The sequence below is a fragment of the uncultured Sphingomonas sp. genome, assembly GCF_902806265.1.
In the GTDB taxonomy this organism is placed as follows: domain Bacteria; phylum Pseudomonadota; class Alphaproteobacteria; order Sphingomonadales; family Sphingomonadaceae; genus Sphingomicrobium.
This window is the reverse complement of record NZ_CADCVZ010000003.1, coordinates 1-21417: the sequence shown is the minus strand read 5'-3', so window position 1 is coordinate 21417 and position 21417 is coordinate 1. Positions and strand designations below refer to the sequence as shown.

Genomic DNA, 21417 nt, shown 5'->3' with positions numbered 1-21417 from the left:
GAGTTCGTCATGCGTAAGTTCCTGATTGCCGCCGCGGTTGCCACTTCGGCCCTGACCGCGGCTGCGCCTGCCGCGGCGCAATATTATCCGGCGCCGCAGCCCTACGGTTATGGCTATCCGCAGCCCAACTACGGCTACGGGCAGCCCAGGCAGCCCACTTATGGGTACGGGCAGCCGAACTATGGCTACCAGCAGCCCTACGGCTACGGCCATGCCGGCAACCATTATCAGTTGGCCCGGGCCTACGGCCAGCATGTCGACCAATTGCGCAACCGGATCGAGCGTCTCGACCGGCGCAATCGGATCAGCGGCCGTGAAGCACAATCCCTTCGCCGCGAGGCTGCTTATCTGCGCGACTATGTGATCCGTACTCGCAACCATGGTTTCAGCTGGCGCGAGCGCCAGGAGATCGAGACCCGGCTCGCCCGGCTCGATCAGCGCATCCAGTATGAGCGCCGCGACGGCAACGACCGGCGGGATCGCCGTTACAGCCAGCGCGACAACTGGGTCGACCGGGACCTGGACGGCCGCGACGACCGGTGGGAGCGCCGCCGCGACCGCTACGACGACTAAGCCGTGACCGAACCCAAGGGCAGGCGCTGCGGGCAACCGCAGCGCCTTTCCTTTTGCGGGCCGCGGCGGCTATATCGCGGCGCAGGACGGAGCCTTTGCACTCCGGCAGATAACGGCAACAAGGACCCCTGTACGATGCCCATCACTCCGCTCATGCCCGTTTACCCGCGGAGCGAGGTGCGCCCGGTGAAGGGCGAGGGCGTGTACCTGATCGGCGAGGGCGGCGAGCGCTACCTCGACTTCGCCAGCGGCATCGCGGTCAACCTGCTCGGCCACAGCCATCCGCAGCTGATCGAGGCGATCCAGCGCCAGGCGGCGACGCTGATGCACGTGTCCAACCTTTACGGCTCGCCGCAGGGCGAAGCCCTGGCTAGGCGACTGACCGAGCTGACCTTCGCTGATACGGTGTTCTTCACCAACTCGGGCGCGGAAGCGGTGGAGTGCGCGATCAAGACCGCCCGCCGCTACCACCATATTGCCGGCAACCCGCACAAGAACGAGCTGATCACCTTTTCCAACGCCTTTCACGGGCGGACGATGGCGACGATCAGCGCAACCGACCAGGTCAAGCTGCGCGACGGCTTCGCGCCGCTGCTGGAGGGATTTACCGTGGTCGAGTTCGACAATCTGGAAGCAGCACGCGCGGCCGTCGGCCCGAACACGGCGGGCCTCCTGGTCGAGCCGATCCAGGGCGAAGGCGGCATCCGCCCGGCATCGCCTGAGTTCATGCGCGGGCTGCGCGCTCTGTGCGACGAGCACGACCTCATGCTGGTGCTCGACGAGGTGCAATGCGGGGTGGCGCGAACGGGCACGCTCTACGCCTATGAGCAGTACGGCATCGAGCCCGACATCCTGGCGTCGGCCAAGGGCATCGGCGGCGGCTTCCCGCTGGGCGCCTGCCTGGCGACCGAGAAGGCGGCGAGCGGCATGGTGATCGGCACCCATGGTTCGACCTACGGCGGCAACCCGCTGGCGATGGCGGCGGGGACCGCGGTGCTGGACGTGGTCGCCCAGCCGGAGTTCCTGGCCCACGTGCGCGAGATCGGCGACCGGCTCCGCTCCGCGCTCGAGCAGATGCTCCCCAACCACGACCATCTGTTCGACAGCGTCCGCGGCCTGGGCCTGATGCTCGGCATCAAGATGAAGACCGACAGCCGGGCCTTCGTCGGCTACCTTCGCACCCAAGGTATCCTGACGGTCGCGGCCGGCGACAACGTCGTCCGCGTGCTTCCGCCCTTGATCATCGAGGAAGCCCATGTCCGCGAGTTCGTCGACCGGCTGAGCGCCGCCGCGGCGGAGTATGACGTGCCGGCCGCGGCGGCCTGACACGCCGCTCCCGGCGGAGGAGGGAGCGGCTGTTGCCGGTTCGCGCCGCCCTTCCTATCTCCTCTGCCGATGACCCCGGACATTCAGACTTCCGACGTCGCGTTGGGCGTGACGGTACCCTCGCGTCACGCCCGCGGCCGTGCTGCGCGGCTTGGGCGAACGCTCGACGCCATCCTGGCGAACCACAGTTACCCGCCGGCGATCGAGAAGCTGATGGCCGAGGCCCTGGTCCTGACCGCGATGCTCGGCACGCTGCTCAAGGACCCGGGCGGCCAGTTGACCGTGCAGGCGCAGACCAAGGAGGGGATCGTCGACCTGCTGGTCTGCGACTACAAGGGCGGGGAGCTGCGCGGCTACGTTCGCCACGATCCCGTGCGGCTGGCCGATGCGGCGCATGAGCCTTCGCTGGCGACCCTGTTCGGCCACGGCTATCTGGCGATCACCTTTGACCAGCCGGCCACCGACGAGCGCTATCAGGGGATCGTTCCGCTTGAAGGGGCAAGCCTGGCCGACGCGGCGCAAAGCTATTTCACCCAATCCGAACAGATTCCTAGCATCGTTCGCCTGACGGCGCGCAAGGAGAACGGCCGGTGGCGGGCGGGCGGCATCCTGTTCCAGCACCTGCCCGAGGGCGAGGAGGGGCGCGAGCGGCTGCATACCCGGCTCGACCATCCCGATTGGGACCATGTCGCGACCATGGCCGGCTCGGTCCGGACCGAGGAGCTGATCGACGCGGGCCTGCCGCTGGAGGATCTGATCTGGCGCTTGTTCCACCAGGAGCCGGAGGTACGGACGCTGGCGCTGCAGCCGCTCACCCGGGGGTGCCGCTGCGACCCCGACTATGTGCGTTCGGTGATCGCCCGCTTCCCAGAGGAAGAGCGCGCCGAGATGGCGGACGAGGACGGGGTGATCCGGGTGAACTGCGAATTCTGTTCGACCAGCTTCCCGATTCACTTCCGTTAACAGTTCTGTGGTAAAGGCGCGGACCATGAACACCGGATGGTTCCGCCCGTTGCGGCTCTGGGCGCTGCTGACCGGGGTCGCTGCAAGCGCCGCGGCGACGGCTGCGGCGCCGGCCGCGCTGCGCGCCATCTCCGGCGGGATGTGGGAAGTCAGCCGATCGGCGACCGGCGACGGCGCGGTCCGGCAATGCGTGGGGGCGCCGGCCGCGCTGGCGCAGTGGCAGCACCGCGGTCGCGCATGCACCCGTGTCGTCTTGGCCGACAAGCCGGGGGAAGCGCTGATTCACTATACCTGCCCGGCCGGCGATTTCGGCCGGTCGCGGGTTACGGTCATCACCCCGCGGACCCTGCGCATCGAGACCCAGGGGATCTCGAATGGCGAACCGTTCTCGTACAATCTCCATGCGCGTCGCGTCGGGAATTGTTAGCCTCATTAAGGCTCTGTTTAACCAGCCTGTCGTATTGAGCGTTCGTGCCCGCCAGTTGGGCACGCTTTCCTCCCTATCGGGCTAGTCCCGAACCTGGGCCGCACAGGCTTTCGAGCCGGGGCGGCCCTTCTTTTTGTGCCGCGTCGACCCTATTGCGCGCCGATGCTCTACTTCATCCTGAAAGCCGGGATCTCGGGCCTGCTGGTCGCGCTGATCTCCGAAGTTGCCAGGCGCGCGCCGGGTTGGGGCGGATTGCTGGCGTCGCTCCCGCTGACATCGCTGCTGGCGATGATGTGGCTGTGGCGCGACACGGGCGACGAACAGCGGGTCGCGGAGCTTGCGACCGGCACCTTCTGGTTCTTTCTGCCGTCGGTGCCGCTGTTCTTGGTGCTGCCCTTGCTGCTCAAGCACGGCCTGGGCTTCTGGCTGGCCATGGCGCTCTTGGTCGCCGGAACGTTGCTGCTGTATTCGCTCGCCTTCTGGCTCGCTCCGCGCGCGGGGATCCGGCTGTGACCGTCCGCTCCGCGGTGGTCCTGCTGTCGGGCGGGCTCGACTCGATGGTGTGCGCAGCCCTGGCGCGAGAGGGCGGCTTTCGCGTCCTGGCGCTGACGATCGACTACAACCAGCGGCACCGGGTCGAACTGGAGGCCGCGCGGCGAATCGCCGCCGAGCTGGCGGACCGGCACATCGTACTGCCGCTCGACTTCCGCGCGTTCGGTGGGTCCGCGCTGACGGACGAGGTCGAGGTACCCAAGGGCGGGATCGAGGAGGGCATTCCGGTGACCTATGTTCCCGCGCGCAACACCATCTTCCTCAGCCTTGCCCTGGGATGGGCGGAGGCGGCCGGCGCGCGGGACCTGTTCGTCGGGGTGAACGCGCTCGATTACTCGGGCTATCCCGATTGCCGGCCCGAGTTCATCAGCGCCTTCGAAGCGCTCGCCAGCCGCGCTACCAAGGCGGGCGTGGAAGGAGAGGCGTTCACTGTGCACGCGCCGCTGCAGCATATGACCAAGGCCGATATCGCCCGGGAGGCCGCACGGCTCGGGCTCGACGCGGGGGTCAGCCATAGCTGCTACGACCCGGCCCCTGATGGCGCCGCCTGCCGCCTGTGCGACGCCTGCCGCCTCCGCGCCAAGGGTTTCGCCGACGCGAGCCTGCCCGATCCGACCCGTTACCGATGAGCTACGCGGTTAAGGAATGCTTCCTCACCCTCCAGGGCGAGGGCGTGCAGAGCGGCAGCCGCGCCGTGTTCCTGCGCTTCGCGGGCTGCAACCTGTGGAGCGGGCGGGAGAGGGACCGGGCGGCGGCGCAGTGCCGTTTCTGCGACACCGACTTCGTCGGCACCGATGGCGAGGGCGGCGGCAAGTTCGCCGGCGCCGACGCGCTGGCGAGCCAGGTGGAGCGGCTGTGGGGCGAGGGGCCGGACCGCCGGCTGGTGGTCGTCACCGGCGGCGAGCCGATGCTGCAACTGGACTCGCCGCTGTTGGATGGGCTGCACGGCCGCGGGTTCAGGGTCGCGGCCGAGAGCAATGGCACGCTGCCCGCGCTGCCGGGGCTGGACTGGCTGTGTGTCAGCCCCAAGGCGGGGACGGAGGTGGTTCAGCGCTCGGGCGACGAGCTGAAGCTGGTCTGGCCACAGCCGGGCATCGATCCGGCGGAACTCGAGGGCTGGGCGTTCGACCACCTGCTGGTGCAGCCGATGGACGGGCCTGCGCGGAACGAGGCGGTGGCGGCGGCGATCCGGCTGGCGATGGAGCGGCCGCGCTGGCGCCTGTCGCTGCAGGCGCACAAGATCGTGGGATTGGCCTGAGCCCTATTGTTCGTTGCCGCTGCTGGTGTCGCCGGCGGCAGCGTTGCCGGGCGTGGCTTCACCATCCGCAGTGTTCGCGTCCAGCGCATTGGCATCGGCGGCGTTGAGGCTGAGCTCGGCATCGGCGGCCATGTTCGCGGCGTCGTTGGTGGCTGCGTCGATCGCGGTGAGATCGTTGCCGCCGATTGCCTCAACCGCGACGTTCTGGTCGACCCCCGCCGTGTCTTCCGCCTGCTGTTCGCGGTTGCAGGCGCTTGTGGCGGCAAGAAGGGCTGCGGCAAGGATCAGGCGGTGCACATCGATGCTCCCGATAGGTCTGGAGAGATTACGAAAAAGGGCTGCCGGTCTAACCGGCAGCCCTTCCCGAAATGCTGAAGAGCCCGCAAACCGAGCTCTTCGAGGCAATTACATGCCGTTCGCGACGTTGGTGTCCGGCGAGTTCGACATCATGTCGTTCATTTCCATGCTGTTCATGGTGGTGTTGCCGGCCATGTTCATGTCGTTCGACATCATGTTCATGTCGTTGGACATGGTCATGTTCATGTCGTTGGCCATCATGTCGTTGGCCATCATCATGTTGTCGGTCGCCAGCAGGTTGGCGTCGGTCGCCGTGTTGTTGGCGGCTTCGTTGCTGCTACAAGCGGAAACTGCAAGGGCCGCACCCGCGACCAAGATCAGAGCACGCATTCCAAAACTCCCTTTTGAATAGACGATCTGGCACGGTTGCTCCGCGTCGCAAATCGCTGGCACAATAGTGTCGAACCTCCATGCCCTCAAGGGGCATTGTTCTCACCCCCGATTTCACGCAGAAAACGGGGGCAGTGCGCGAACAACGCCCGGTCGAGCTCCGCGGTTCCTGCCGAGAGTCCGAGCGCCTGGAGGCTGGTAACTCCATACTCGGCAATGCCGCACGGGACAATCCCGCCGAAGTGCGACAGATCGGGCGACACGTTAACGGAGAAGCCGTGAGTGGTGACCCAGCGGCGCACCCGTACGCCCAGCGCGCCGACCTTGGCCTCCGCCGAACCCTCGCCGACCCAGATGCCGATCCGCCCGGGCGCACGGTGGGCGGCGAGGCCAAGCCCGGCCAGCGCCCCGATCATCCAGCCCTCGAGCGCATGGACGAAGCAGCGCACGTCCCGCCCGCGTTTGTCGAGGTCCAGCATGAGATAGCCGACCCGCTGGCCCGGCCCGTGGTAGGTGTAGCGGCCGCCGCGCCCCGCCGCGAATACGGGAAAGCCTTGCGGGTTGAACAGTTCGGCCGGGTCGGCGCTGGTGCCGGCCGTGAACAAGGGCGGGTGCTCCAGCAGCCAAATGCATTCGCGCGCTTCCCCCTCGCGAATGGCGGCCGCGCGTTCGTCCATCCAGAGCAGCGCTTCCTCGTAGGGGGCCAGGCCGCCGCTGATCCGCCATTCGACGCCATCGATCTCCATGGCTCCGGCGCATGCCGCGCAGCGGGCGGCGGCGCAAGGCGATTGCCAGCGCCGGTGAGCCTCCCCATAAGCGGTGAACTAACGGGAGGAGCCAAGGCCGGTGGCCGCATTGTCGATTTCGCGTGCCTGGGACGACACCAGAGCATGCCTGCGCCGCGACGGGCGCCTTTACGCGACCGTCGCGCTGGCATTGTTCGTCGTGCCCGGGGTGATCGCGGAGCTGGTAACGCCCGCCGCGCCGGCCGGTCAGTTGCCTACTCCAGGATATTGGACCGGCCTGTCGATGCTGGCGTTGCTGATCAGCCTGATCGGACAGCTGGCCGTGTGCCGGCTGGCGTTGGGCCCGGCGATCAGCGTTGGTCAAGCCATTCGTCACGGCGTGCGGCGAGCGCCGGCCTACGTCGCCGCCGCCATCATCTGGATCCTGCCGTTCCTGCTCCTGTTCGCCTTGCTGGCGGCGCGGGTGGGCGCCAACCCGCAGACGATGTCTGCAGGCGTCGCCCTGGCGATGCTGGCGCTGCTGGTCGCCTTTGTTGCGGTCGCGGTTCGGCTGATCCTGGCTTCCCCGATCGCCACCGCGGAGCCGCTTGGCCCGCTTGGCATCCTAAAGCGGAGTTGGAGCTTGACCCGCGGGCGCTGGCTCAAGCTGTTCGGCTGTTTGTTGCTGTTCGTGATCGCTTTGTTGATCGCGATGTTCGCCGTTTCGGCAATCATCGGGCTACTTGCCACCCTGCTGTTGGGCGAGATCGAGCCCTTGTCGGTCGGCGCGCTGCTGCTGTCGCTCGCCACGCAGATCGTGGGGGCGATCGTCACCACCCTGCTGATGATCATGCTGGCGCGCATCTACGCGCAGCTGGTCGGGACCGGCCAGGGCGCCTATGCGTCCGTCCCGCAGGCCCCCTGAGCGGCTACTTCCAGCGGGCGAGCGGCGGCAGGCTCATCAGGATGGCGTCGACGTTGCCGCCGGTCTTGAGCCCGAACAGCGTGCCGCGGTCGTAAAGCAGATTGAACTCGACGTAGCGGCCGCGGAACTCGAGCAGGCGATCGAGGTCGGCCGCATCGAACGGCATGTCCATGCGCTTGCGGACAATTGGAGGAAAGGCCCGGAGAAAGGCCTCGCCCACGTCCCGGGTGAAGGCGAAGTTGGCATCGAATTCGCCTTCTAGCCGGTCATAGAAGATCCCGCCGACTCCGCGCGCGACGCCCCGGTGGGGCAGCCAGAAATAGTCTTCCGCCCACTTGGCGAAGCGCGGGTAGTGTTCCGGATCGTGGCGGTCGCAGGCGGTCTTCAAGGCCCTGTGGAAGTCGGCGGTATCTTCGGCGTGGGCTGTCGCCGGGTTGAGGTCGGCGCCGCCACCGAACCAGCGCCGGGTGGTGGTGAGGAAGCGGGTGTTCATGTGGACGGCCGGCACATGCGGGTTGGCCATGTGCGCAACCAGGCTGATGCCGGTGGCGAAGAAGCGGGGATCCTCCTCGGCGCCCGGAATAGACTGTGCGAACTCGGGCGAGAAGTGGCCGCCGACGGTGGAGACGTTTACCCCGACCTTTTCGAATACTCGGCCCGCCATCTGCCCGCGCACCCCGCCACCGCCGGGCTCGCCCGACACGTCCGTGCGCTCCCAGGGTGTGTAGGTGAAGCCGGCGTCGGACCCGGCCTCGTGCTCGATCGCCTCGAACTCGGCGCAAATGCGATTCCGCAAGCTTTCGAACCAGGTGCGGGCGGCTTGCTGCTGCGGATCGAGCGGGTGCATGCGACGGCGCGTTAGCGGTTGGCGGTTCGGCTGACTATGAACTTCGTTCCACTCGGAACGGCAGCAAAATGGCTGTTGGCAAAGCCGACCTGCCCCGGCTATCAGCGCGCCAATCCGCTCCGGAGCTTCGGCCGAGGAGCGTCTTTCGTATCGGCGCTTCGCCTGGGCTCAAGCGGCGGCCCAATCGCAGCGCAGCAAAAGGTTAAGCATGGCCACTGTGGAACAGCCCTCGCAACCCACGATGCCCGGCGAGCCGCAAGCGGACGCCGCGCATGGCGCCGGGGTGCGCCGCCGCGACTTCATCAACATCGCCGCGGTCAGCTTCGCGGGCGTCGGCGCCGCGGTGGCGGTGGCGCCGCTGCTCATTCAGATGAGCCCTGACGCCAGCGTTCGCGCGCTGTCCTCGACCGAGGTCGACGTTTCCAAGATCCAGCCCGGCCAAGGCATCAAGACCGTATGGCGCAAGCAGCCGGTATTCATCCGCAACCTGACGCCGCAGGACATCCAGGCCGCTGCGTCGGTGGAGGTGGGCGGCCTGCGCGATCCGCAGACGCTGGCCGACCGGACCAAGCCGGGCAAGCAGAACTGGCTGGTGACACTGGGCGTCTGCACCCACCTCGGCTGCGTGCCGCTGGGCATCGGCGAGGGCGAGAACAAGGGCGAGTACGGCGGCTACTTCTGCCCGTGCCACGGCTCGCACTACGACACCGCGGGTCGCATTCGCAAAGGCCCGGCGCCAACCAACCTGGTCGTGCCGGAATATGAATTCGCGTCCGACACGGTCGTCCGGATCGGTTGAGGCCAGAAAGACTTAGGAAGACCCACCCATGAGCTTTGCCTGGGCCAAGCCCTACGAACCCAAGAACAACTTCATGAAGTGGCTGGACGAGCGGCTGCCGGTGCCGCGGCTCGTCTACGGTGCGGTCGGCGGCGGCTATCCGGTCCCGCGCAACCTCAACTACTTCTGGAACTTCGGTGTTCTCGCCGGCCTGGCGCTGCTGATCCAGATCATCACCGGCATCGTGCTGGGGATGCATTACTACAGCTACGCCGGTGGCGCGTTCGAGAGCGTCGAGCGGATCATGCGCGACGTCAACGCCGGCTGGGTGCTGCGCTACGTTCACCAGAACGGCGCGAGTTTCTTCTTTGCGATCGTCTACATCCACATCTTTCGCGGCCTTTACTACGGGTCCTACAAGGCGCCACGCGAGATGGTGTGGATGCTGGGCATAGTCATCTACCTGCTGATGATGGCCACCGCGTTCATGGGCTACGTCCTGCCCTGGGGACAGATGAGCTACTGGGGCGCCCAGGTGATCACCGGCTTCTTCTCGGCCATCCCGATCGTCGGTGAGCCGCTGCGCGTGTTCCTGCTAGGCGGCTATGCGCCCGACCAGGCGGCGCTGACCCGCTTCTTCTCGCTCCACTATCTGCTGCCGTTCATCATCTCCGCCGTGGTGATCCTGAAGATCTGGGCCCTGCACATTCCAGGCTCGTCCAATCCGACGGGCGTCGACGTGAAGGATGAAAAGGACACGCTGCCGTTTCACCCCTTCTACACGGCCAAGGACGGCTTCGGCATCGGCGTGGCGCTGATCCTATTCTCGATCTTCGTGTTCTTCCTGCCTTACAGCCTCGGTCACCCGGACAACTACGTCGAGGCCAATCCGCTGGTGACCCCGGCGCACATCGTGCCCGAATGGTATTTCTGGCCGTTCTACGCGATCCTGCGCGCCTTCACCGTGGACTTCATCCTGCCCGCCAAGCTGTGGGGCGTGCTGGCGATGTTCGCCTCCATCCTGCTGCTGTTCTTCCTGACCTGGCTCGACCGCTCGCCGGTCCGTTCGACCAGCTACCGCCCGGCATACAAGATCTTTTTCTGGGTCCTGGTGCTGGACGTGATGGTGCTGGGCTATGCCGGTCAAGCGCATATCACGCCGTTCACGCTGGCGCTGAGCCAGGTGGCGGCGGCCTATTATTTCGCGCACTTTCTCATCATCCTGCCGTTGGTTTCCAAGTTCGAGAAGCCGCTGCCGCTGCCGACCTCGATTTCGCACTCGGTGCTGCACGGTGAAAAGGAGGAAAGCGCTCCATTCGGGCTGACCAGGACGGGCCCGGCCGCTGCTCCGGCGGCGGCCGAATAAGGGGACAAGGACAGATGGTCCGTATAATCGGTTTTCTGATCGGGCTCGGCTTCGTCGGCGTCCTGCTAATTTCCCTCATCGTAAATGCCGTGGACGCAATCCAAAATCCGCCGGTGCATACCGCGGAGGAAGAGTTCCACCTCGAGCCGCGCAGCGCGGGCTTCAGCTGGCAGAAGCCGTGGGGTCAGTTCGACGAAGCGCAGCTGCAGCGCGGCTTCCAGGTGTACAAGGAGGTTTGCGCCGCCTGTCACAGCCTGAAGTTCGTCAGCTTCTATGAGCTCGAAGGGCTCGGCTACAATGAGGCGGAGATCAAGGCGATCGCCAATCAATGGGCGATCGAGGTGCCGTCGGTGAATCCAGACACGGGCGAAAACAGCACCCGCAAGGCGCTGCTGTCCGACCGTTTCCCGAGCCCCTACGCCAACGAGACCGCGGCCCGTGCGGCCAACAACAACGCGCTTCCGCCCGACCTGTCGCTGATCGTGGAAGCACGCGACGACGGTGCCGATTACATTTATTCGCTGCTGACCGGCTACCGGAATGCCGCTACCTACCGCAACGAGGCAGGCGAGCCCGTTCCGCAGGAGAACCGGCCAGGAACGGGGCTGCACTTCAACCCTTATTTCGCCAACCTCAACATCGCCATGCCGCCGCCGATCGTGTCTAACGGTCAGGTCACCTATGCCGACGGCACGAACGCGACGGTGGACCAGATGGCCAAGGATGTGTCCGCCTTCCTGCGCTGGACGTCGGAGCCGAACCTGGAGCGGCGCCATGCGGCGGGTTGGGCGGTCATGATCTTCCTGCTTGTCGGGACCGTGCTGGCCTACCTGGCGTATCGCAACATCTGGGCGAACGCCAAGCGCGAGGTGTCGATCCGGGGTCCGCTCGAGCCGGCGTTCCAGCAGCGAATGCAGGACCAGAAGGACGAGCGCGGGATCGCCGGCTGAGCTGGCGAAGCGGCCTGGAACGGTTGATTTCCGCCTGCCGTTGAGAAGGGATGTTGAGGACCCTACCGCTTCTCGCCCTCGCCCTCGCCCTGGCCGCCTGTGCCGAACGGCCGGTCGCTCCCCTGCCGGTCGAGAACGGTGCGACGCTGCCGCAAGCCGCGGCACCTCCCGCGCCTGCTCCGGAGCAACCCGTCGCTCCGGCGGCGGCGGGCGGCCGGCCCGATCCTGCGTTAGCCAATGAAACCGATCCCGCGCTGCAGCCGCCGGAGGTGCAGCCGCTCGCCCGCGCCGACTTCGAGGAGCGGATCGACAGTGGTCTCGGCTGCTCCTTCGAGTCCGCCGAGGGCGACACCTTGCTGGTCGCAACCGCCCCGGTGAGCCCAGGCGCTGGCGCTCAAGGGGTGATCAAGATCGGCGGCAAGGTCGAACTGCTCCGGGCCGGGCAGCCGGGCGGCTACGCAGCACTCGCGGCCGGGCAGTCGCTGAGCAACGAAACCGGCTGGTCCGCCTTTGTCCGCCGCGCCGCTGGCCAAGGGCAAGCGCAAGGGACGGAAACAACCAGCTGGTCCGCAAGCCTGATTGTGTCGATGGAGGGCGGCGGCAGCGTGACCTTCAAGAACGGTCGCTGGAGCTGCGGGGCCTAGCTCTCCGCGGCAGCCTCGCTGGGCCGGCGGCGCATCAATACGATGCTGGTGAAGGTCAGCACGTCCGCGCCATCGTGGTTGGTCACCCGCGTGCGGGTCCGAAAGGAGCCGATCCGCGGCTTGGAGCGCGACGGAGTCTTCTCGATGATCGTGCCGGAGATCGTCAGGGTGTCGCCCGGGTAGACGGGCTTCAGCCAGCGGAGCTCATCCACCCCGGGCGAGCCGAGCCCGGCCTGCTCGGTCTTCACAACGTGCCGGGCGATCACGCTCATCGCCATGGCGCAGGTGTGCCAACCGCTTGCCGCGATGCGCCCGAAGTGGGTCTTGGCGGCCGCCTCGTCGGACAGATGGAAGGGCTGCGGGTCGTACCGTTGCGCGAACTCGATCACCTCGTCGCGGCTGACCTCGACCGAGCCGAACACCTCGTCGCGGCCGACCTCCAGGTCTTCCCAGTAGATCATGACGGCTCCCCCCTGCTGCGGCAAGCCGGCGCGGAGTGAATCCGCGCCGTCGGTCCTGTCGCCTTAGCAGGCGCAGGCCGTCCGGTCTTGCGCATCTCTCGTGCAGCGCTGCCTCCGCTTCGCGCAGCCACCACTTCAATCGGTGCTTCAGACGTTGAAGCGGAAGAGCAGCACGTCGCCGTCCTGCACGACATAGTCCTTGCCCTCGGAACGCAGCTTGCCCGCCTCCCGCGCGCCGGCTTCGCCGTTGCAGGCGAGGTAGTCCTCGTAGGCGATGGTCTCGGCGCGGATAAAGCCGCGTTCGAAATCCGAGTGGATGGCGCCGGCCGCGTGCGGCGCCCTGGCGCCGCGCTCCACGGTCCAGGCGCGGGACTCCTTGGGCCCGGCAGTGAAGAAGGTCAGCAGGCCGAGCAGCTCGTAGCCGGCACGGATGATGCGGGCGAGGCCGGTCTCGGTGAGGCCGAGGTCGGCGAGGAAGGGTTCGCGGTCGGCCGGTTCCATTGTCGCGATCTCCGCCTCGATCGCGGCCGAGATGACTACCGCCCGCGCGCCTTCCGCCGAAGCCTTCGCGAAGACGGCCTGGGATAGCGCGTTGCCCTCGGCCGCGTCGCCTTCGTCCACGTTGCACACATAGAGCACCGGCTTGCCGGTCAGCAGTTGCGCTCGGGCGAGCGCTTTCTCCTCCTCGGAGTCCTTTGGCTGCGTTAGCCGCGCCGGCTTGCTCTCCCGGAGCAGCTCCAGCGCCTGACCGAGCACGGAAGCTTCGACCTTGGCCTCCTTGTCACCCTGCGCCGCCTTCTTGAGTAGGTTGGGCACGCGCCGTTCCAGGCTGTCGAGGTCGGCCAGCATCAGCTCGGTTTCGACCGTCTCCGCGTCCGCGATCGGGTCGACCCGGCCTTCCACATGCGTCACGTCGCCGCCCTCGAAGCAGCGCAGCACGTGCACGATCGCGTCGACCTCGCGAATGTTGGCGAGGAACTGGTTGCCGAGCCCCTCGCCCTGCGCGGCGCCGCGGACCAGGCCGGCGATGTCGACGAACTCGATTTGCGTTTCGATCACCTGCGCCGAGCGGGCGATAACCGCGATCCGCTGCAGGCGCTCGTCCGGCACCGCCACCCGCCCGACGTTGGGCTCGATGGTGCAGAAGGGATAGTTGGCGGCCTGCGCGGCGGCCGTTTCGGTGAGTGCGTTGAAGAGGGTCGACTTGCCGACGTTGGGCAGGCCGACGATGCCGCATTTGAAACCCATGTTGCGTCCGAGTTGGAGGGATTGGAGGTGGCTCTAATCAACCGCGCTGCTCGACGCCACCCCGCTGCGCTGCGGACACGGTCCATTGCGGACGGACCGGTAGAGTTCGGGCAAGCTGCGTGCGGCCATCGCGCCCGGCATGACGGGTGCCAGAATCTTACGGCAGCATGCCGCGCTTGCTATGGCTTACACGCTCACCGCGGCGGTGGCCGTCAGTCTGACCCGTTTCGACGGCGGCGTGGCGTTCCTGTGGGGATCGGGCGCGATCCTAATCGCGGCGCTGCTGCGCACCCCGGTGCACCGGTGGCACGAGCCGGTGCTGGTCTGCGGCGGCTGCGGTTTGCTGGTGACCGGTTTTCTCGGCCTCGGCTGGGCCGCAGCGTTGCCTTTGGCCGGCGCCAACATGCTGGAAGCGGTGAGCGCGGCTGGTTGTTCAAGCGGGTGGCCGACCCCAAGGAGACGATGCGCTCGCTTGCCTGGTTCTTCCGCTTCGTGGCTACCGTCGGGGTGGCCGCCCCGCTGCTCGCCGCGCTGCTTGCCGCGGCAACCGGCATGTGGCTTGGCAGGGATGGCTGGACCACGCTTGGCCACTTCTTCACCGGCCATTCGCTCGGCAACCTGACCTTCACCCCGCTTGCCCTGCTGGTCGGTCACCGGGCGCCGGGCGCGGCGGGATACCTTGGCGGTTCTGGCCGCCAAGTGGCGCGACATGCTGGCGGTGCTCGGCCTGGTTCTCGCCACCAGCCTGCTGGTGTTCAGCCAGTCGCAGCTGCCACTGCTGTTCCTGCCGATCCTGGCCGTGATCCTGGCCGCCGTCCGGACGGGTCGCGAGGGCGCCGCCATTGCGGTCGTAGTGCTCGCGATCCTGGGCGATGTGGCTACCGTCGCCGGGCGCGGACCGGTGCTGCTGGTGAGCGGGGAGCTCGGGCCGCAGCTGCAGTCCTTTCAGTTCTTCCTGGCCGCAACCGTGCTGACCGTGCTGCCGGTCTCCGCCGACTTGCAAAACAGATCGCAGATCCTGCGCCGCCTGCGCGTCAGCGAGGAGCGCTTCCGAGTGCTGGCCGAGCACTCCGCCGACATCCTGATGCACATGAACGCCGAAGGACGCATCCGCTACGTTTCGCCGTCGATGCAAACGCTCGGCGGTCATTCGCCCGAGCAGCTGATCGGAATGAATGGCCTGGACTTCGTCGCGCCCGAGCATGCCGAGCTGGTGCGGGCGGGCCATGCCAAGGTGCTGGCCAGCCGGGGCGAAGTCGTCAGCTTCCGCTATCTTGGGCTCACCGTTACCGGCGGCAAGCGCTGGTTCCACACGCAGTCGCGGGCGCTGCTGGACGAGGACGGCAACATCGATGGCGTGCTTTCGGTGTCCCGCGACGTGACCGAACAGGTCGCCGAGGAAGAGCGGCTGCAAGCCGCAGCACTGACCGACCTCCTGACCGGCCTGCCCAACCGCCGGGCCTTTCAGTCGCTGGTAAAGGCCCGGCGGCAAGCTGTCGGGGATGACGGCCAGGACTGCATCGCTTTGCTCGATATCGACTTCTTCAAGCGGGTGAACGATAGCTGGGGCCATGATGCCGGCGACGAAGTGCTGCGCGGCTTCGCGATCGTGGCGCGACGCGAGCTCCGGCAAAAGGACGTGGTCGCGCGGCTGGGCGGCGAGGAGTTCGCCATCCTGCTCCCCGATACCTCATTGGTGCAAGCCATGCAGATCTGCGAACGGCTACGTGCTACGATCGGCCGGAGCATGCTGGTGCGGCGATTACCGGAAATGCGGGTCACCGTCAGCGGCGGTGTTGCGGCGCTCGGTCCCGAAGGCCTGGAATGCGTCCTCAAGGTGGCCGACGATGCCCTCTACACCGCCAAGCGGTCCGGCCGCGACCAGCTGGCGCTGGCGGCCTGAGCAGCGCGCGGCGGGGCCGGTCGCCGGCCGTCAGGCGAGATTGAAGCTGATGCTCAGCCGTTCGGCGTTGCCGCGGCCGGGCAGGACCTCGTGGCGGAGCCAGCTTTCCCACAGCAGCAGCAGCCCGGGGTGCGGCTGCACGGTGACGAACGATTGCAGCGGCTCGGGCGCGTCCGGGCGCCGGGGCGGAGCGGCCATCATCATCGGCAGCCGCGGATCTTCGAAGCGGATGGCGCCGCTGCCGGGCGGCACCTCGACATAGAGCGTGCCCGAGATGATGCTGTGCGGATGGAGGTGCGCGCTGTGCCCGCCGCCGCCGCGCAGCAGGTTGACCCACAGGCTGTCGAGCCGCGGTCTGGCGGAGAGCTCGAAGCCGCACTGGTCGGCGAAGGCGGCCCCGTGGCGGATCAAGGGCTTGGCGAGCGCCGCGATGGTCGGGTCGCGCCGCGGCAGGTCGTTCAGCGACGCGTAGCTGGTGTAGCCCTTGTAGCCATGCTCGCGCGCCCAGCGCCGCCCGGCGCCGTCCTCCGCGGCAAGGTGACGGATGGCTGTGGCGAGTTCGGGAAGGGGTACGTGCTCGGCCAGCTCGGCTTGGTACAGGCGGGTGACGAACAGGTCGCGGATCACCCGCCCTCCCTAGGCTTCGGTCAGCGCCGCCGCCAGACTTCGATCGCCCCGGCGCGTTCGACCGGAGCGTAGAGGCGCATCGCGCGGCGGATGTTCGGGTCGGCCAGCAGCCAGGAGCGAGAACGGTCTTCGACCAGGACGAGGTCGGGCCGGCGGGTCTCCACATCCTGCACGAAGCTTGCCAAATCCTCCCGGTACCAGTGCGCCGCCGCCAGGTCGCCGAGCCCAACATAGCGCGCGCCGGCCGCGGTAAAGAGGGACGGGCGCGAGCCGACCCAGCGCCCCCGTGCCAGTCGCGTGGCTGGGTGACCCGTGGCGAGTTCGGTGCCCAAGCTGATCATCCGGGGGTTGGCCGGGCCGCTGCGGACAATCGCGTCGACCAGGCCTGGCGGCGGCTGGACCGATGCCGTGCGAAGCAGCTGGAGACCGATGAGCAGGGCCGCGGCGGTGACCGCCAAGTGACGCGGCGCACTTCGGGAGACGCGCCCGCCTGCCATCAGCGCGAAGCCGATCGTCGCCAGCGCGATGCTTGGATAGCTGTGGTTGAGGTAGTTCTTGCCCTGGATGAGACCGGCCAGGGCGAAGCCGGCGCTTGCGAGGAACAGGGCAGTCGCGAGCGGCTCTGCCCGCGGCCGCTGCAGCAGCCGGGCGAGCAGGTAGAGCGCCGTTGGAACGACCAGCATCGGCCCCAGCAGAAAGTTCACTGCCTGGTCGCGCATCGGCAGGTAGGTGGCGCGCAGCATCGGCAGCAGCTGCAGATACTCGGGTGTCAGGATCATCACGGCCGCGGCGTAGGCCGCCAGCACCAGCGCTGCGGCGGCGGCCGGAGCCAGGAACGGCCGCCAGTCGCGCGTGCGCTTGGCGGCCCATGCCGCAGGAAGCAGCAAGGCAAGCGCGAACGGGGGCTTGATCGCCATCAGCAGCCCCGCGGCGATTCCTACGGCGACCGAAGCCGGCTGACCGGGCGCCCGACCTTGCCTGATGCGGACGATGGCGACGGTGGCGGGCAGCGCCAGCATGAGGGCGAATTGCTCGCGCTGGGCGAACAGGCCGCCGGGCAGGATCAGCAGGGCGAAGGCGGCGCCCGCAGACAGCCACGCCAGACACGCGGGCCGGCAGAGCTTGACAGCGAGCCGCGCGGTGGCGGCGATCGACAGGACCGCTCCCACCATCGCGGAGCCGATCACGAGGGCTTCGGCCGGAAGCCCGAGCTGCCCGGCCGCCCACACGGAAGGCAGGTAGAGCCAGACGGACGCAGGTGGGTTGGTCTCGACGAGGTCGACGTACAGCCGGTCGCCGCCGAGCAGCCGCTCGCAAACGGTGACCAGCCAGCTGACGTCCGCGTCGACCGGGATCAGCAACGACTGCATCAGGATGGCGGCGAGCAGCATGACCGGAACCGTGGGCGGAACGGCCGGTGCTCGCGGTGCTAGCTGCCAACTGTTCGCGGCTACCGGGATCATCCTTCGTTGCGTGGCGGAGAAGATTGAAGATGCGGTGAAGAGGCGGACGCTCTCGCGCGTTGGCTGCGGATGATCTCGCCTATGCGATCCTTGGCCCGCACCCTGGCGCGCGACCTTATCGACTATGATCCGCGCCTGTTCCTGGAGCCGCCGGGCGAGCCCGCGGTGACAGCGCCGGGCAGCGTCACGTGGCAGGTGTTCGGCAATCCGGTGGTGCTTGCGGTGGGCGGGATCGCCGCGGTGCTGCTGGAACTGGGCGAGCCGCGGGTGCGCGCGGGCGTCTGGGACCACAGCAGCTTCCGCGACGACCCGCGCGGGCGAATCCGGCGCACGGGGCTGGGGGCGTTAGTCACCGCCTTCGCCGCGGAAAGTCGCTTCGCCGCCTACGCCGAGCGGGTGAACGGCATCCACGCGCAGGTGCAGGGGCGGACACCGGAAGGGGAGCCCTACCGGGCCGACCAGTCGGAGCTCCTGCGCTGGGTCCAGGCGACCGCCGCCTTTTGCTTCGTGGAGTCCTACGTCGCCTTGATCCGACCGTTGAGCCCGGCGGAGACCAACCGCTTCTACGCGGAAGCGGCGGTTGGCGCGCGCTACTACCAGGTGGCGGATGCTCCCGCTTCCCAGGCCGAGATGGCGCGCTATCTGGCCGGAATGCGCAGCGCGCTGAGCCCGTCGCTCGTGATCGGCGAGTTCCTGGAGATCATGCGGAGGGGCGCGGTGTTGCCCGCGGCGCTGCGGTCGCTGCAGCCGGTGCTGGTGCGGGCGGCGGTGGAGCGGGTGCCTGCCCCCTTTCGCGAGCAGCTGGGGATTGCGGCGGAGCCCGTGCCAAGCGCAGCGGAGCGCCGTGCTCTGCGGCTCGCGGCCTGGATGGCGGAACGGGTCCGCCTGCCGGACGACCCGCGGGAACTGGCTGCCTGCCGGGTCCGGACCCGGCCGCCTAGCGGGTCGCTTGCAGGCGCAGCGCGACCTCGCTCATGAAGCGCGCGACGTCGCCGTCCGCCAGCCACTCGGCTTCGGCCGCGACTGCGCCGAGCAGGTCGGAGAGGGGCTCCATCTCGGATTTGGCGTAGTTGCCCAGCACGTGCGGGGTGACCCGATCCTTGTGCCCGGGATGGCCGATACCGATGCGCACACGGCGGAAGTCGGGTCCGAGCGCGGCGTCGATCGAGCGCAGGCCGTTGTGTCCCGCCAGGCCGCCACCGACCCGCGCCTTGACCTTGAACGGCGCGAGGTCGAGCTCGTCATGGAATGCGGTCAGGGCATCCTCGTCGAGCTTGTAGAAGCGCAGCGCCTGCTGCACGGCGTCGCCGCTGTCGTTCATGAAGGTCTGCGGTTTCAGCAGCAGGACCTTGTGGCGGCCGATCCGGCCCTCGGCGGCCAGGCTGCGGAACTTCTTCTGCCAGGGACCGAAGGCGTGGACCTCGGCGAGGGCGTCCACCGCCATGAACCCGACATTGTGCCGGTGCAGCGCATATTGTGCGCCGGGATTGCCGAGGCCGGCCCAGATCTGCATGCGCTCTCCCAATCGTGCGGGCTGACCAAAAAGGAACCGCCCACTCCTGGGAGTGAGCGGTTCCTGTGTTCTGGGCTGAGTGCGTGGTTACTCGCCTTCGGACTGCGGTCCGTCGGTGGTTTCCGGCTCGTCGGAGGTCGTCGGAACTGCGTCAGGAGCCGGGGTTTCCGTGTCGCCTTCTTCCGACTTCATCGCGGAAGGCGCGACCAGCGTGGCGATGGTGAAATCGCGGTCGGTGATGGCACTCTCGGCACCCTGCGGCAGCTGCACCGCCGAGATGTGGATGCTGTCGCCGATGTCGAGCCCTGCCAGGTTGATGTGGATCTCGTCCGGGATCGCCGAAGCGTCGCAGGTCAGTTCCAGATCGTGGCGGACGATATTGAGCACGCCGCCGCGGGAGATGCCGGGGCTGTCCTCCTCATTGTCGAAGCGCACGGGCACGGCCACCGTGACCTTGCTGTGCTCGCCGACGCGGAAGAAGTCGACGTGGGACGGACGGCTGCTCACCGGGTGGAACTGAACGTCCTTGGGCAGGGTCCGGATGGTCTTGCCGCCGGCATCGATCATGACCAGCGAGTTCATGAAGTGTCCGGTGGACAGCATCTTGGCGAGGAGCTTTTCCTCGACATGGATGCTCAGCGGCTCCTGATTGGCGCCGTATACGACGGCGGGGACCCGGCCTTCGCGACGCAGTGCCCGGGAGGCTCCCTTGCCAGCCCGGTCGCGCGTCTCGGCGGGCAGCGTCAGCTGTTCGCTCATGCGTGATGTTCCTTGTAAGAGTTATGCCCGCCCACGCCTCCAGGGATGACCATGGGGGAGCGGGCGGGCATGTAGCGGAAGGGGCTCGGGTTGGCAAATGCCGGTGGGAGCTCGTCCCGAACGCGTGCTTTAAGATGGACAAGATGGACGCCACGACCCCGTCCTCTTCCCCTACCCGCCAGCGGCTTCGTCGAGATCGCGCAAGCGGCGTTCAAACGCCGCCTCTTCGGCGCGAGCGGCAGCCTGCGCCTGGCGGCGGCGGCGGCCCGGTGCGCCGGCGAGCCATTCCTCCACCGCTTCGGCGGTGCGCAGGACGGCCGCGCCGTCGAGCCGCCGCGGCCCACGCGGCGCCGCCCGGCGGGCAACGGGCGGGAGGCCTAGGTCGGCATTGGCATTGTCCTCCGCCAGGTCGTTCAGCGCCAGGGTCAGGCGGGAGAAGGGCTCGTCCGAGCTCAGTTCGACGAACCGTTCGCCGTCGTTCCACGCGCCGTAGCGGAACGGGTCGCAGTAGCGCAGCAGGAACATGGCGAGCCGCTCGTCATAGTAGCGCCGCTCGCCGATCTGCTCGCCCTGGTAGTAGACGGGGCGGGCAACGCCGCGGAGCGCGCGGGAGAAAGCCGCCTCGACCAGCCAGCGCACCCCCGCGTCCAGCGATGAACAGGTGAAACTGCCGCAGGCAGTTTCAGCCATGTCCGGGGGACATGACGACCTGTTCATCCCAGGCAGAACGGAAGCTGCGCGCTTCGGAACGGGCGCGAAAGGCGTAGGCGGCGGAGCGCGACACGCCGACCCTGGCGCAGGCTTCATCAACGCAGGCGCATTCGGCGAGCGCCTCGATAAAGGCGAACTGCCGGTCGGAGGTCCAGCCATCATGCCGTTCGCGGGCGCGCGTGATAGGGGTGAAGGTGGGCGGCTCGACGGAGCGGGTGCCGCGTTGCTTACCGGTGCGGATAGGTGATTTCTGATGTTGGTTCATGAACCATGCTGGAACATATTTCTGCGGTGTAGGACAGGGTTTTGTTGGGAGGCAGCAGAGGCGAGGAACGCCGCACTCTATTGATATGGTTGTGAGGTCGAAGTGCGCTTCGATGCGCCGTTCTGGCCGGGAGCGGACGGGCAGCGTTCAGGAAGCAAGGCCAGATGGCTGACGTTTGCTCAGGCAGGTGTCGCTCCTGGTCACCTCACTTACAACCACTCAGCAACGTGTTCAGGCTCCGGATGTCACCCGTTTGTACGAGCAGCCGCTTCAAAAACTAACTATTATCCCTCGCCATCGCAGCGGCAAATTGCGCGTCCAGATCGTCATGGTCGTCGTCATCATCTGGATCATCGAACGGATTTATCGAAGTGCGCTTCAGCTTTCTCTCTGCGTCGTACCCATAGCGGGTCAGACTGATTGCGTCGGCATCTGTGCCCTTGATG

26 protein-coding genes and 1 pseudogene are annotated in these 21417 nt (G+C 67.5%); 14 read left to right on the top strand and 13 right to left on the bottom strand.

Annotated elements, in window-relative coordinates; genetic code table 11:
- The 7 genes and pseudogenes from QZX62_RS01245 to queE all read left to right on the top strand — a co-directional run.
- Positions 1 to 573 (top strand): annotated as a pseudogene (locus QZX62_RS01245) (hypothetical protein); the annotation flags it as partial.
- A 135-nt stretch (positions 574 to 708) separates the two neighbouring features.
- On the top strand, positions 709 to 1899 hold the full coding sequence (locus tag QZX62_RS01240) for an aspartate aminotransferase family protein (RefSeq protein WP_294171564.1): 1191 nt from the start codon (positions 709 to 711) through the stop codon (positions 1897 to 1899).
- A 69-nt stretch (positions 1900 to 1968) separates the two neighbouring features.
- On the top strand, positions 1969 to 2862 hold the full coding sequence (locus QZX62_RS01235; protein ID WP_294171563.1) for an Hsp33 family molecular chaperone HslO: 894 nt from the start codon (positions 1969 to 1971) through the stop codon (positions 2860 to 2862).
- Between the two features lie 25 nt (positions 2863 to 2887).
- Positions 2888 to 3289, top strand: a complete 402-nt coding sequence (locus QZX62_RS01230) for a hypothetical protein (RefSeq protein ID WP_294171562.1) — start codon at positions 2888 to 2890, stop codon at positions 3287 to 3289.
- A 162-nt stretch (positions 3290 to 3451) separates the two neighbouring features.
- Positions 3452 to 3802, top strand: coding sequence for a DUF3147 family protein (locus QZX62_RS01225; protein WP_294171561.1), 351 nt, complete (start codon positions 3452 to 3454; stop codon positions 3800 to 3802).
- Positions 3799 to 4470: a 7-cyano-7-deazaguanine synthase QueC gene (queC, locus tag QZX62_RS01220; RefSeq protein ID WP_294171560.1), complete on the top strand. Its 672-nt coding sequence runs from the start codon at positions 3799 to 3801 to the stop codon at positions 4468 to 4470. Before QZX62_RS01225 ends, queC begins: the two co-directional genes overlap by 4 nt.
- Positions 4467 to 5099, top strand: coding sequence for a 7-carboxy-7-deazaguanine synthase (queE, locus tag QZX62_RS01215; RefSeq protein ID WP_294171559.1), 633 nt, complete (start codon positions 4467 to 4469; stop codon positions 5097 to 5099). Before queC ends, queE begins: the two co-directional genes overlap by 4 nt.
- A 3-nt stretch (positions 5100 to 5102) precedes the next feature.
- On the opposite strand, the gene QZX62_RS01210 is transcribed toward queE, so the two are convergent.
- The 3 genes from QZX62_RS01210 to lipB all read right to left on the bottom strand — a co-directional run bounded on the left by QZX62_RS01210 (position 5103) and on the right by lipB (position 6532).
- Positions 5103 to 5396, bottom strand: a complete 294-nt coding sequence (locus QZX62_RS01210) for a hypothetical protein (protein WP_294171558.1) — start codon at positions 5394 to 5396, stop codon at positions 5103 to 5105.
- 108 nt (positions 5397 to 5504) lie between these two features.
- Positions 5505 to 5786 carry a hypothetical protein gene (locus QZX62_RS01205; protein WP_294171557.1) on the bottom strand — a complete coding sequence of 94 codons (282 nt, stop codon included), beginning with the start codon at positions 5784 to 5786 and terminating at the stop codon, positions 5505 to 5507.
- 86 nt (positions 5787 to 5872) lie between these two features.
- Entirely contained in the window at positions 5873 to 6532 is a 660-nt protein-coding gene (gene lipB, locus QZX62_RS01200; protein ID WP_294171555.1) for a lipoyl(octanoyl) transferase LipB, read from the bottom strand.
- 100 nt (positions 6533 to 6632) lie between these two features.
- Here lipB and QZX62_RS01195 point away from each other — a divergent pair, with 100 nt between their 5' ends.
- On the top strand, positions 6633 to 7436 hold the full coding sequence (locus tag QZX62_RS01195) for a glycerophosphoryl diester phosphodiesterase membrane domain-containing protein (protein ID WP_294171552.1): 804 nt from the start codon (positions 6633 to 6635) through the stop codon (positions 7434 to 7436).
- A 4-nt stretch (positions 7437 to 7440) separates the two neighbouring features.
- On the opposite strand, the gene hemF is transcribed toward QZX62_RS01195, so the two are convergent.
- On the bottom strand, positions 7441 to 8283 hold the full coding sequence (hemF, locus tag QZX62_RS01190; protein WP_294171551.1) for an oxygen-dependent coproporphyrinogen oxidase: 843 nt from the start codon (positions 8281 to 8283) through the stop codon (positions 7441 to 7443).
- Between the two features lie 241 nt (positions 8284 to 8524).
- Between hemF and petA the strand changes: the two genes are divergently transcribed.
- Genes petA through QZX62_RS01170 form a run of 4 tightly spaced genes read left to right on the top strand, consistent with a single transcriptional unit; the run spans position 8525 to position 12021 of the window.
- Positions 8525 to 9082 (top strand): ubiquinol-cytochrome c reductase iron-sulfur subunit, encoded by a 558-nt coding sequence (gene petA, locus QZX62_RS01185; protein ID WP_294171566.1) that lies wholly within the window; start codon positions 8525 to 8527, stop codon positions 9080 to 9082.
- Between the two features lie 28 nt (positions 9083 to 9110).
- Positions 9111 to 10427 carry a cytochrome b/b6 gene (locus tag QZX62_RS01180; RefSeq protein WP_294171550.1) on the top strand — a complete coding sequence of 439 codons (1317 nt, stop codon included), beginning with the start codon at positions 9111 to 9113 and terminating at the stop codon, positions 10425 to 10427.
- A gap of 14 nt (positions 10428 to 10441) precedes the next feature.
- Complete coding sequence (locus QZX62_RS01175) at positions 10442 to 11377, top strand: cytochrome c1 (protein WP_294171549.1); 936 nt, start codon at positions 10442 to 10444, stop codon at positions 11375 to 11377.
- 50 nt (positions 11378 to 11427) lie between these two features.
- Entirely contained in the window at positions 11428 to 12021 is a 594-nt protein-coding gene (locus tag QZX62_RS01170; protein ID WP_294171548.1) for a hypothetical protein, read from the top strand.
- On the opposite strand, the gene QZX62_RS01165 is transcribed toward QZX62_RS01170, so the two are convergent.
- The 3 genes from QZX62_RS01165 to QZX62_RS01155 all read right to left on the bottom strand — a co-directional run bounded on the left by QZX62_RS01165 (position 12018) and on the right by QZX62_RS01155 (position 14384).
- Positions 12018 to 12482, bottom strand: coding sequence for a MaoC family dehydratase (locus QZX62_RS01165; protein ID WP_294171547.1), 465 nt, complete (start codon positions 12480 to 12482; stop codon positions 12018 to 12020). The genes QZX62_RS01170 and QZX62_RS01165 overlap by 4 nt on opposite strands.
- Before the next feature lie 147 nt (positions 12483 to 12629).
- Complete coding sequence (gene ychF / locus QZX62_RS01160; RefSeq protein WP_294171546.1) at positions 12630 to 13730, bottom strand: redox-regulated ATPase YchF; 1101 nt, start codon at positions 13728 to 13730, stop codon at positions 12630 to 12632.
- Between the two features lie 186 nt (positions 13731 to 13916).
- On the bottom strand, positions 13917 to 14384 hold the full coding sequence (locus QZX62_RS01155) for a hypothetical protein (RefSeq protein WP_294171545.1): 468 nt from the start codon (positions 14382 to 14384) through the stop codon (positions 13917 to 13919).
- Between the two features lie 25 nt (positions 14385 to 14409).
- Here QZX62_RS01155 and QZX62_RS01150 point away from each other — a divergent pair, with 25 nt between their 5' ends.
- Positions 14410 to 15633, top strand: coding sequence for a diguanylate cyclase (locus QZX62_RS01150; protein WP_294171544.1), 1224 nt, complete (start codon positions 14410 to 14412; stop codon positions 15631 to 15633).
- Positions 15634 to 15663: 30 nt separating this feature from the next.
- On the opposite strand, the gene QZX62_RS01145 is transcribed toward QZX62_RS01150, so the two are convergent.
- Both QZX62_RS01145 and QZX62_RS01140 read right to left on the bottom strand, forming a co-directional pair.
- Positions 15664 to 16260 carry a TIGR02466 family protein gene (locus QZX62_RS01145; RefSeq protein ID WP_294171543.1) on the bottom strand — a complete coding sequence of 199 codons (597 nt, stop codon included), beginning with the start codon at positions 16258 to 16260 and terminating at the stop codon, positions 15664 to 15666.
- Between the two features lie 20 nt (positions 16261 to 16280).
- Positions 16281 to 17651, bottom strand: coding sequence for a hypothetical protein (locus QZX62_RS01140; RefSeq protein ID WP_294171542.1), 1371 nt, complete (start codon positions 17649 to 17651; stop codon positions 16281 to 16283).
- A gap of 162 nt (positions 17652 to 17813) precedes the next feature.
- Here QZX62_RS01140 and QZX62_RS01135 point away from each other — a divergent pair, with 162 nt between their 5' ends.
- A complete protein-coding gene (locus tag QZX62_RS01135; RefSeq protein ID WP_294171541.1) occupies positions 17814 to 18701 on the top strand; it encodes an oxygenase MpaB family protein in 888 nt (295 codons plus the stop codon).
- Here the strand turns inward: QZX62_RS01135 and pth are convergent.
- The 4 genes from pth to QZX62_RS01115 form a co-directional block, all read right to left on the bottom strand.
- On the bottom strand, positions 18661 to 19236 hold the full coding sequence (pth, locus tag QZX62_RS01130; protein WP_294171540.1) for an aminoacyl-tRNA hydrolase: 576 nt from the start codon (positions 19234 to 19236) through the stop codon (positions 18661 to 18663). The genes QZX62_RS01135 and pth overlap by 41 nt on opposite strands.
- A gap of 87 nt (positions 19237 to 19323) precedes the next feature.
- Complete coding sequence (locus QZX62_RS01125; protein ID WP_294171539.1) at positions 19324 to 19995, bottom strand: 50S ribosomal protein L25/general stress protein Ctc; 672 nt, start codon at positions 19993 to 19995, stop codon at positions 19324 to 19326.
- A gap of 171 nt (positions 19996 to 20166) precedes the next feature.
- Positions 20167 to 20685: a hypothetical protein gene (locus QZX62_RS01120; RefSeq protein WP_294171536.1), complete on the bottom strand. Its 519-nt coding sequence runs from the start codon at positions 20683 to 20685 to the stop codon at positions 20167 to 20169.
- Entirely contained in the window at positions 20678 to 20971 is a 294-nt protein-coding gene (locus QZX62_RS01115) for a hypothetical protein (protein ID WP_294171535.1), read from the bottom strand. The genes QZX62_RS01120 and QZX62_RS01115 overlap by 8 nt, the downstream gene beginning before the upstream one ends.
- Positions 20972 to 21417 lie beyond the last annotated feature (446 nt).

Coding starts and splice junctions, on each gene's coding strand:
- lipB (WP_294171555.1), bottom strand. CDS start 6,532: ATGGAGATCGATGGCGTCGAATGGCGGATCAGCGGCGGCCTGGCCCCC.
- QZX62_RS01125 (WP_294171539.1), bottom strand. CDS start 19,995: ATGAGCGAACAGCTGACGCTGCCCGCCGAGACGCGCGACCGGGCTGGC.
- QZX62_RS01165 (WP_294171547.1), bottom strand. CDS start 12,482: ATGATCTACTGGGAAGACCTGGAGGTCGGCCGCGACGAGGTGTTCGGC.
- QZX62_RS01115 (WP_294171535.1), bottom strand. CDS start 20,971: ATGAACCAACATCAGAAATCACCTATCCGCACCGGTAAGCAACGCGGC.
- QZX62_RS01175 (WP_294171549.1), top strand. CDS start 10,442: ATGGTCCGTATAATCGGTTTTCTGATCGGGCTCGGCTTCGTCGGCGTC.
- QZX62_RS01170 (WP_294171548.1), top strand. CDS start 11,428: ATGTTGAGGACCCTACCGCTTCTCGCCCTCGCCCTCGCCCTGGCCGCC.
- queE (WP_294171559.1), top strand. CDS start 4,467: ATGAGCTACGCGGTTAAGGAATGCTTCCTCACCCTCCAGGGCGAGGGC.
- QZX62_RS01240 (WP_294171564.1), top strand. CDS start 709: ATGCCCATCACTCCGCTCATGCCCGTTTACCCGCGGAGCGAGGTGCGC.
- QZX62_RS01140 (WP_294171542.1), bottom strand. CDS start 17,651: ATGCTGCTCGCCGCCATCCTGATGCAGTCGTTGCTGATCCCGGTCGAC.
- QZX62_RS01180 (WP_294171550.1), top strand. CDS start 9,111: ATGAGCTTTGCCTGGGCCAAGCCCTACGAACCCAAGAACAACTTCATG.
- petA (WP_294171566.1), top strand. CDS start 8,525: ATGCCCGGCGAGCCGCAAGCGGACGCCGCGCATGGCGCCGGGGTGCGC.
- QZX62_RS01205 (WP_294171557.1), bottom strand. CDS start 5,786: ATGCGTGCTCTGATCTTGGTCGCGGGTGCGGCCCTTGCAGTTTCCGCT.
- QZX62_RS01235 (WP_294171563.1), top strand. CDS start 1,969: ATGACCCCGGACATTCAGACTTCCGACGTCGCGTTGGGCGTGACGGTA.
- pth (WP_294171540.1), bottom strand. CDS start 19,236: ATGCAGATCTGGGCCGGCCTCGGCAATCCCGGCGCACAATATGCGCTG.
- hemF (WP_294171551.1), bottom strand. CDS start 8,283: ATGCACCCGCTCGATCCGCAGCAGCAAGCCGCCCGCACCTGGTTCGAA.
- QZX62_RS01120 (WP_294171536.1), bottom strand. CDS start 20,685: ATGGCTGAAACTGCCTGCGGCAGTTTCACCTGTTCATCGCTGGACGCG.
- QZX62_RS01225 (WP_294171561.1), top strand. CDS start 3,452: ATGCTCTACTTCATCCTGAAAGCCGGGATCTCGGGCCTGCTGGTCGCG.
- ychF (WP_294171546.1), bottom strand. CDS start 13,730: ATGGGTTTCAAATGCGGCATCGTCGGCCTGCCCAACGTCGGCAAGTCG.
- QZX62_RS01230 (WP_294171562.1), top strand. CDS start 2,888: ATGAACACCGGATGGTTCCGCCCGTTGCGGCTCTGGGCGCTGCTGACC.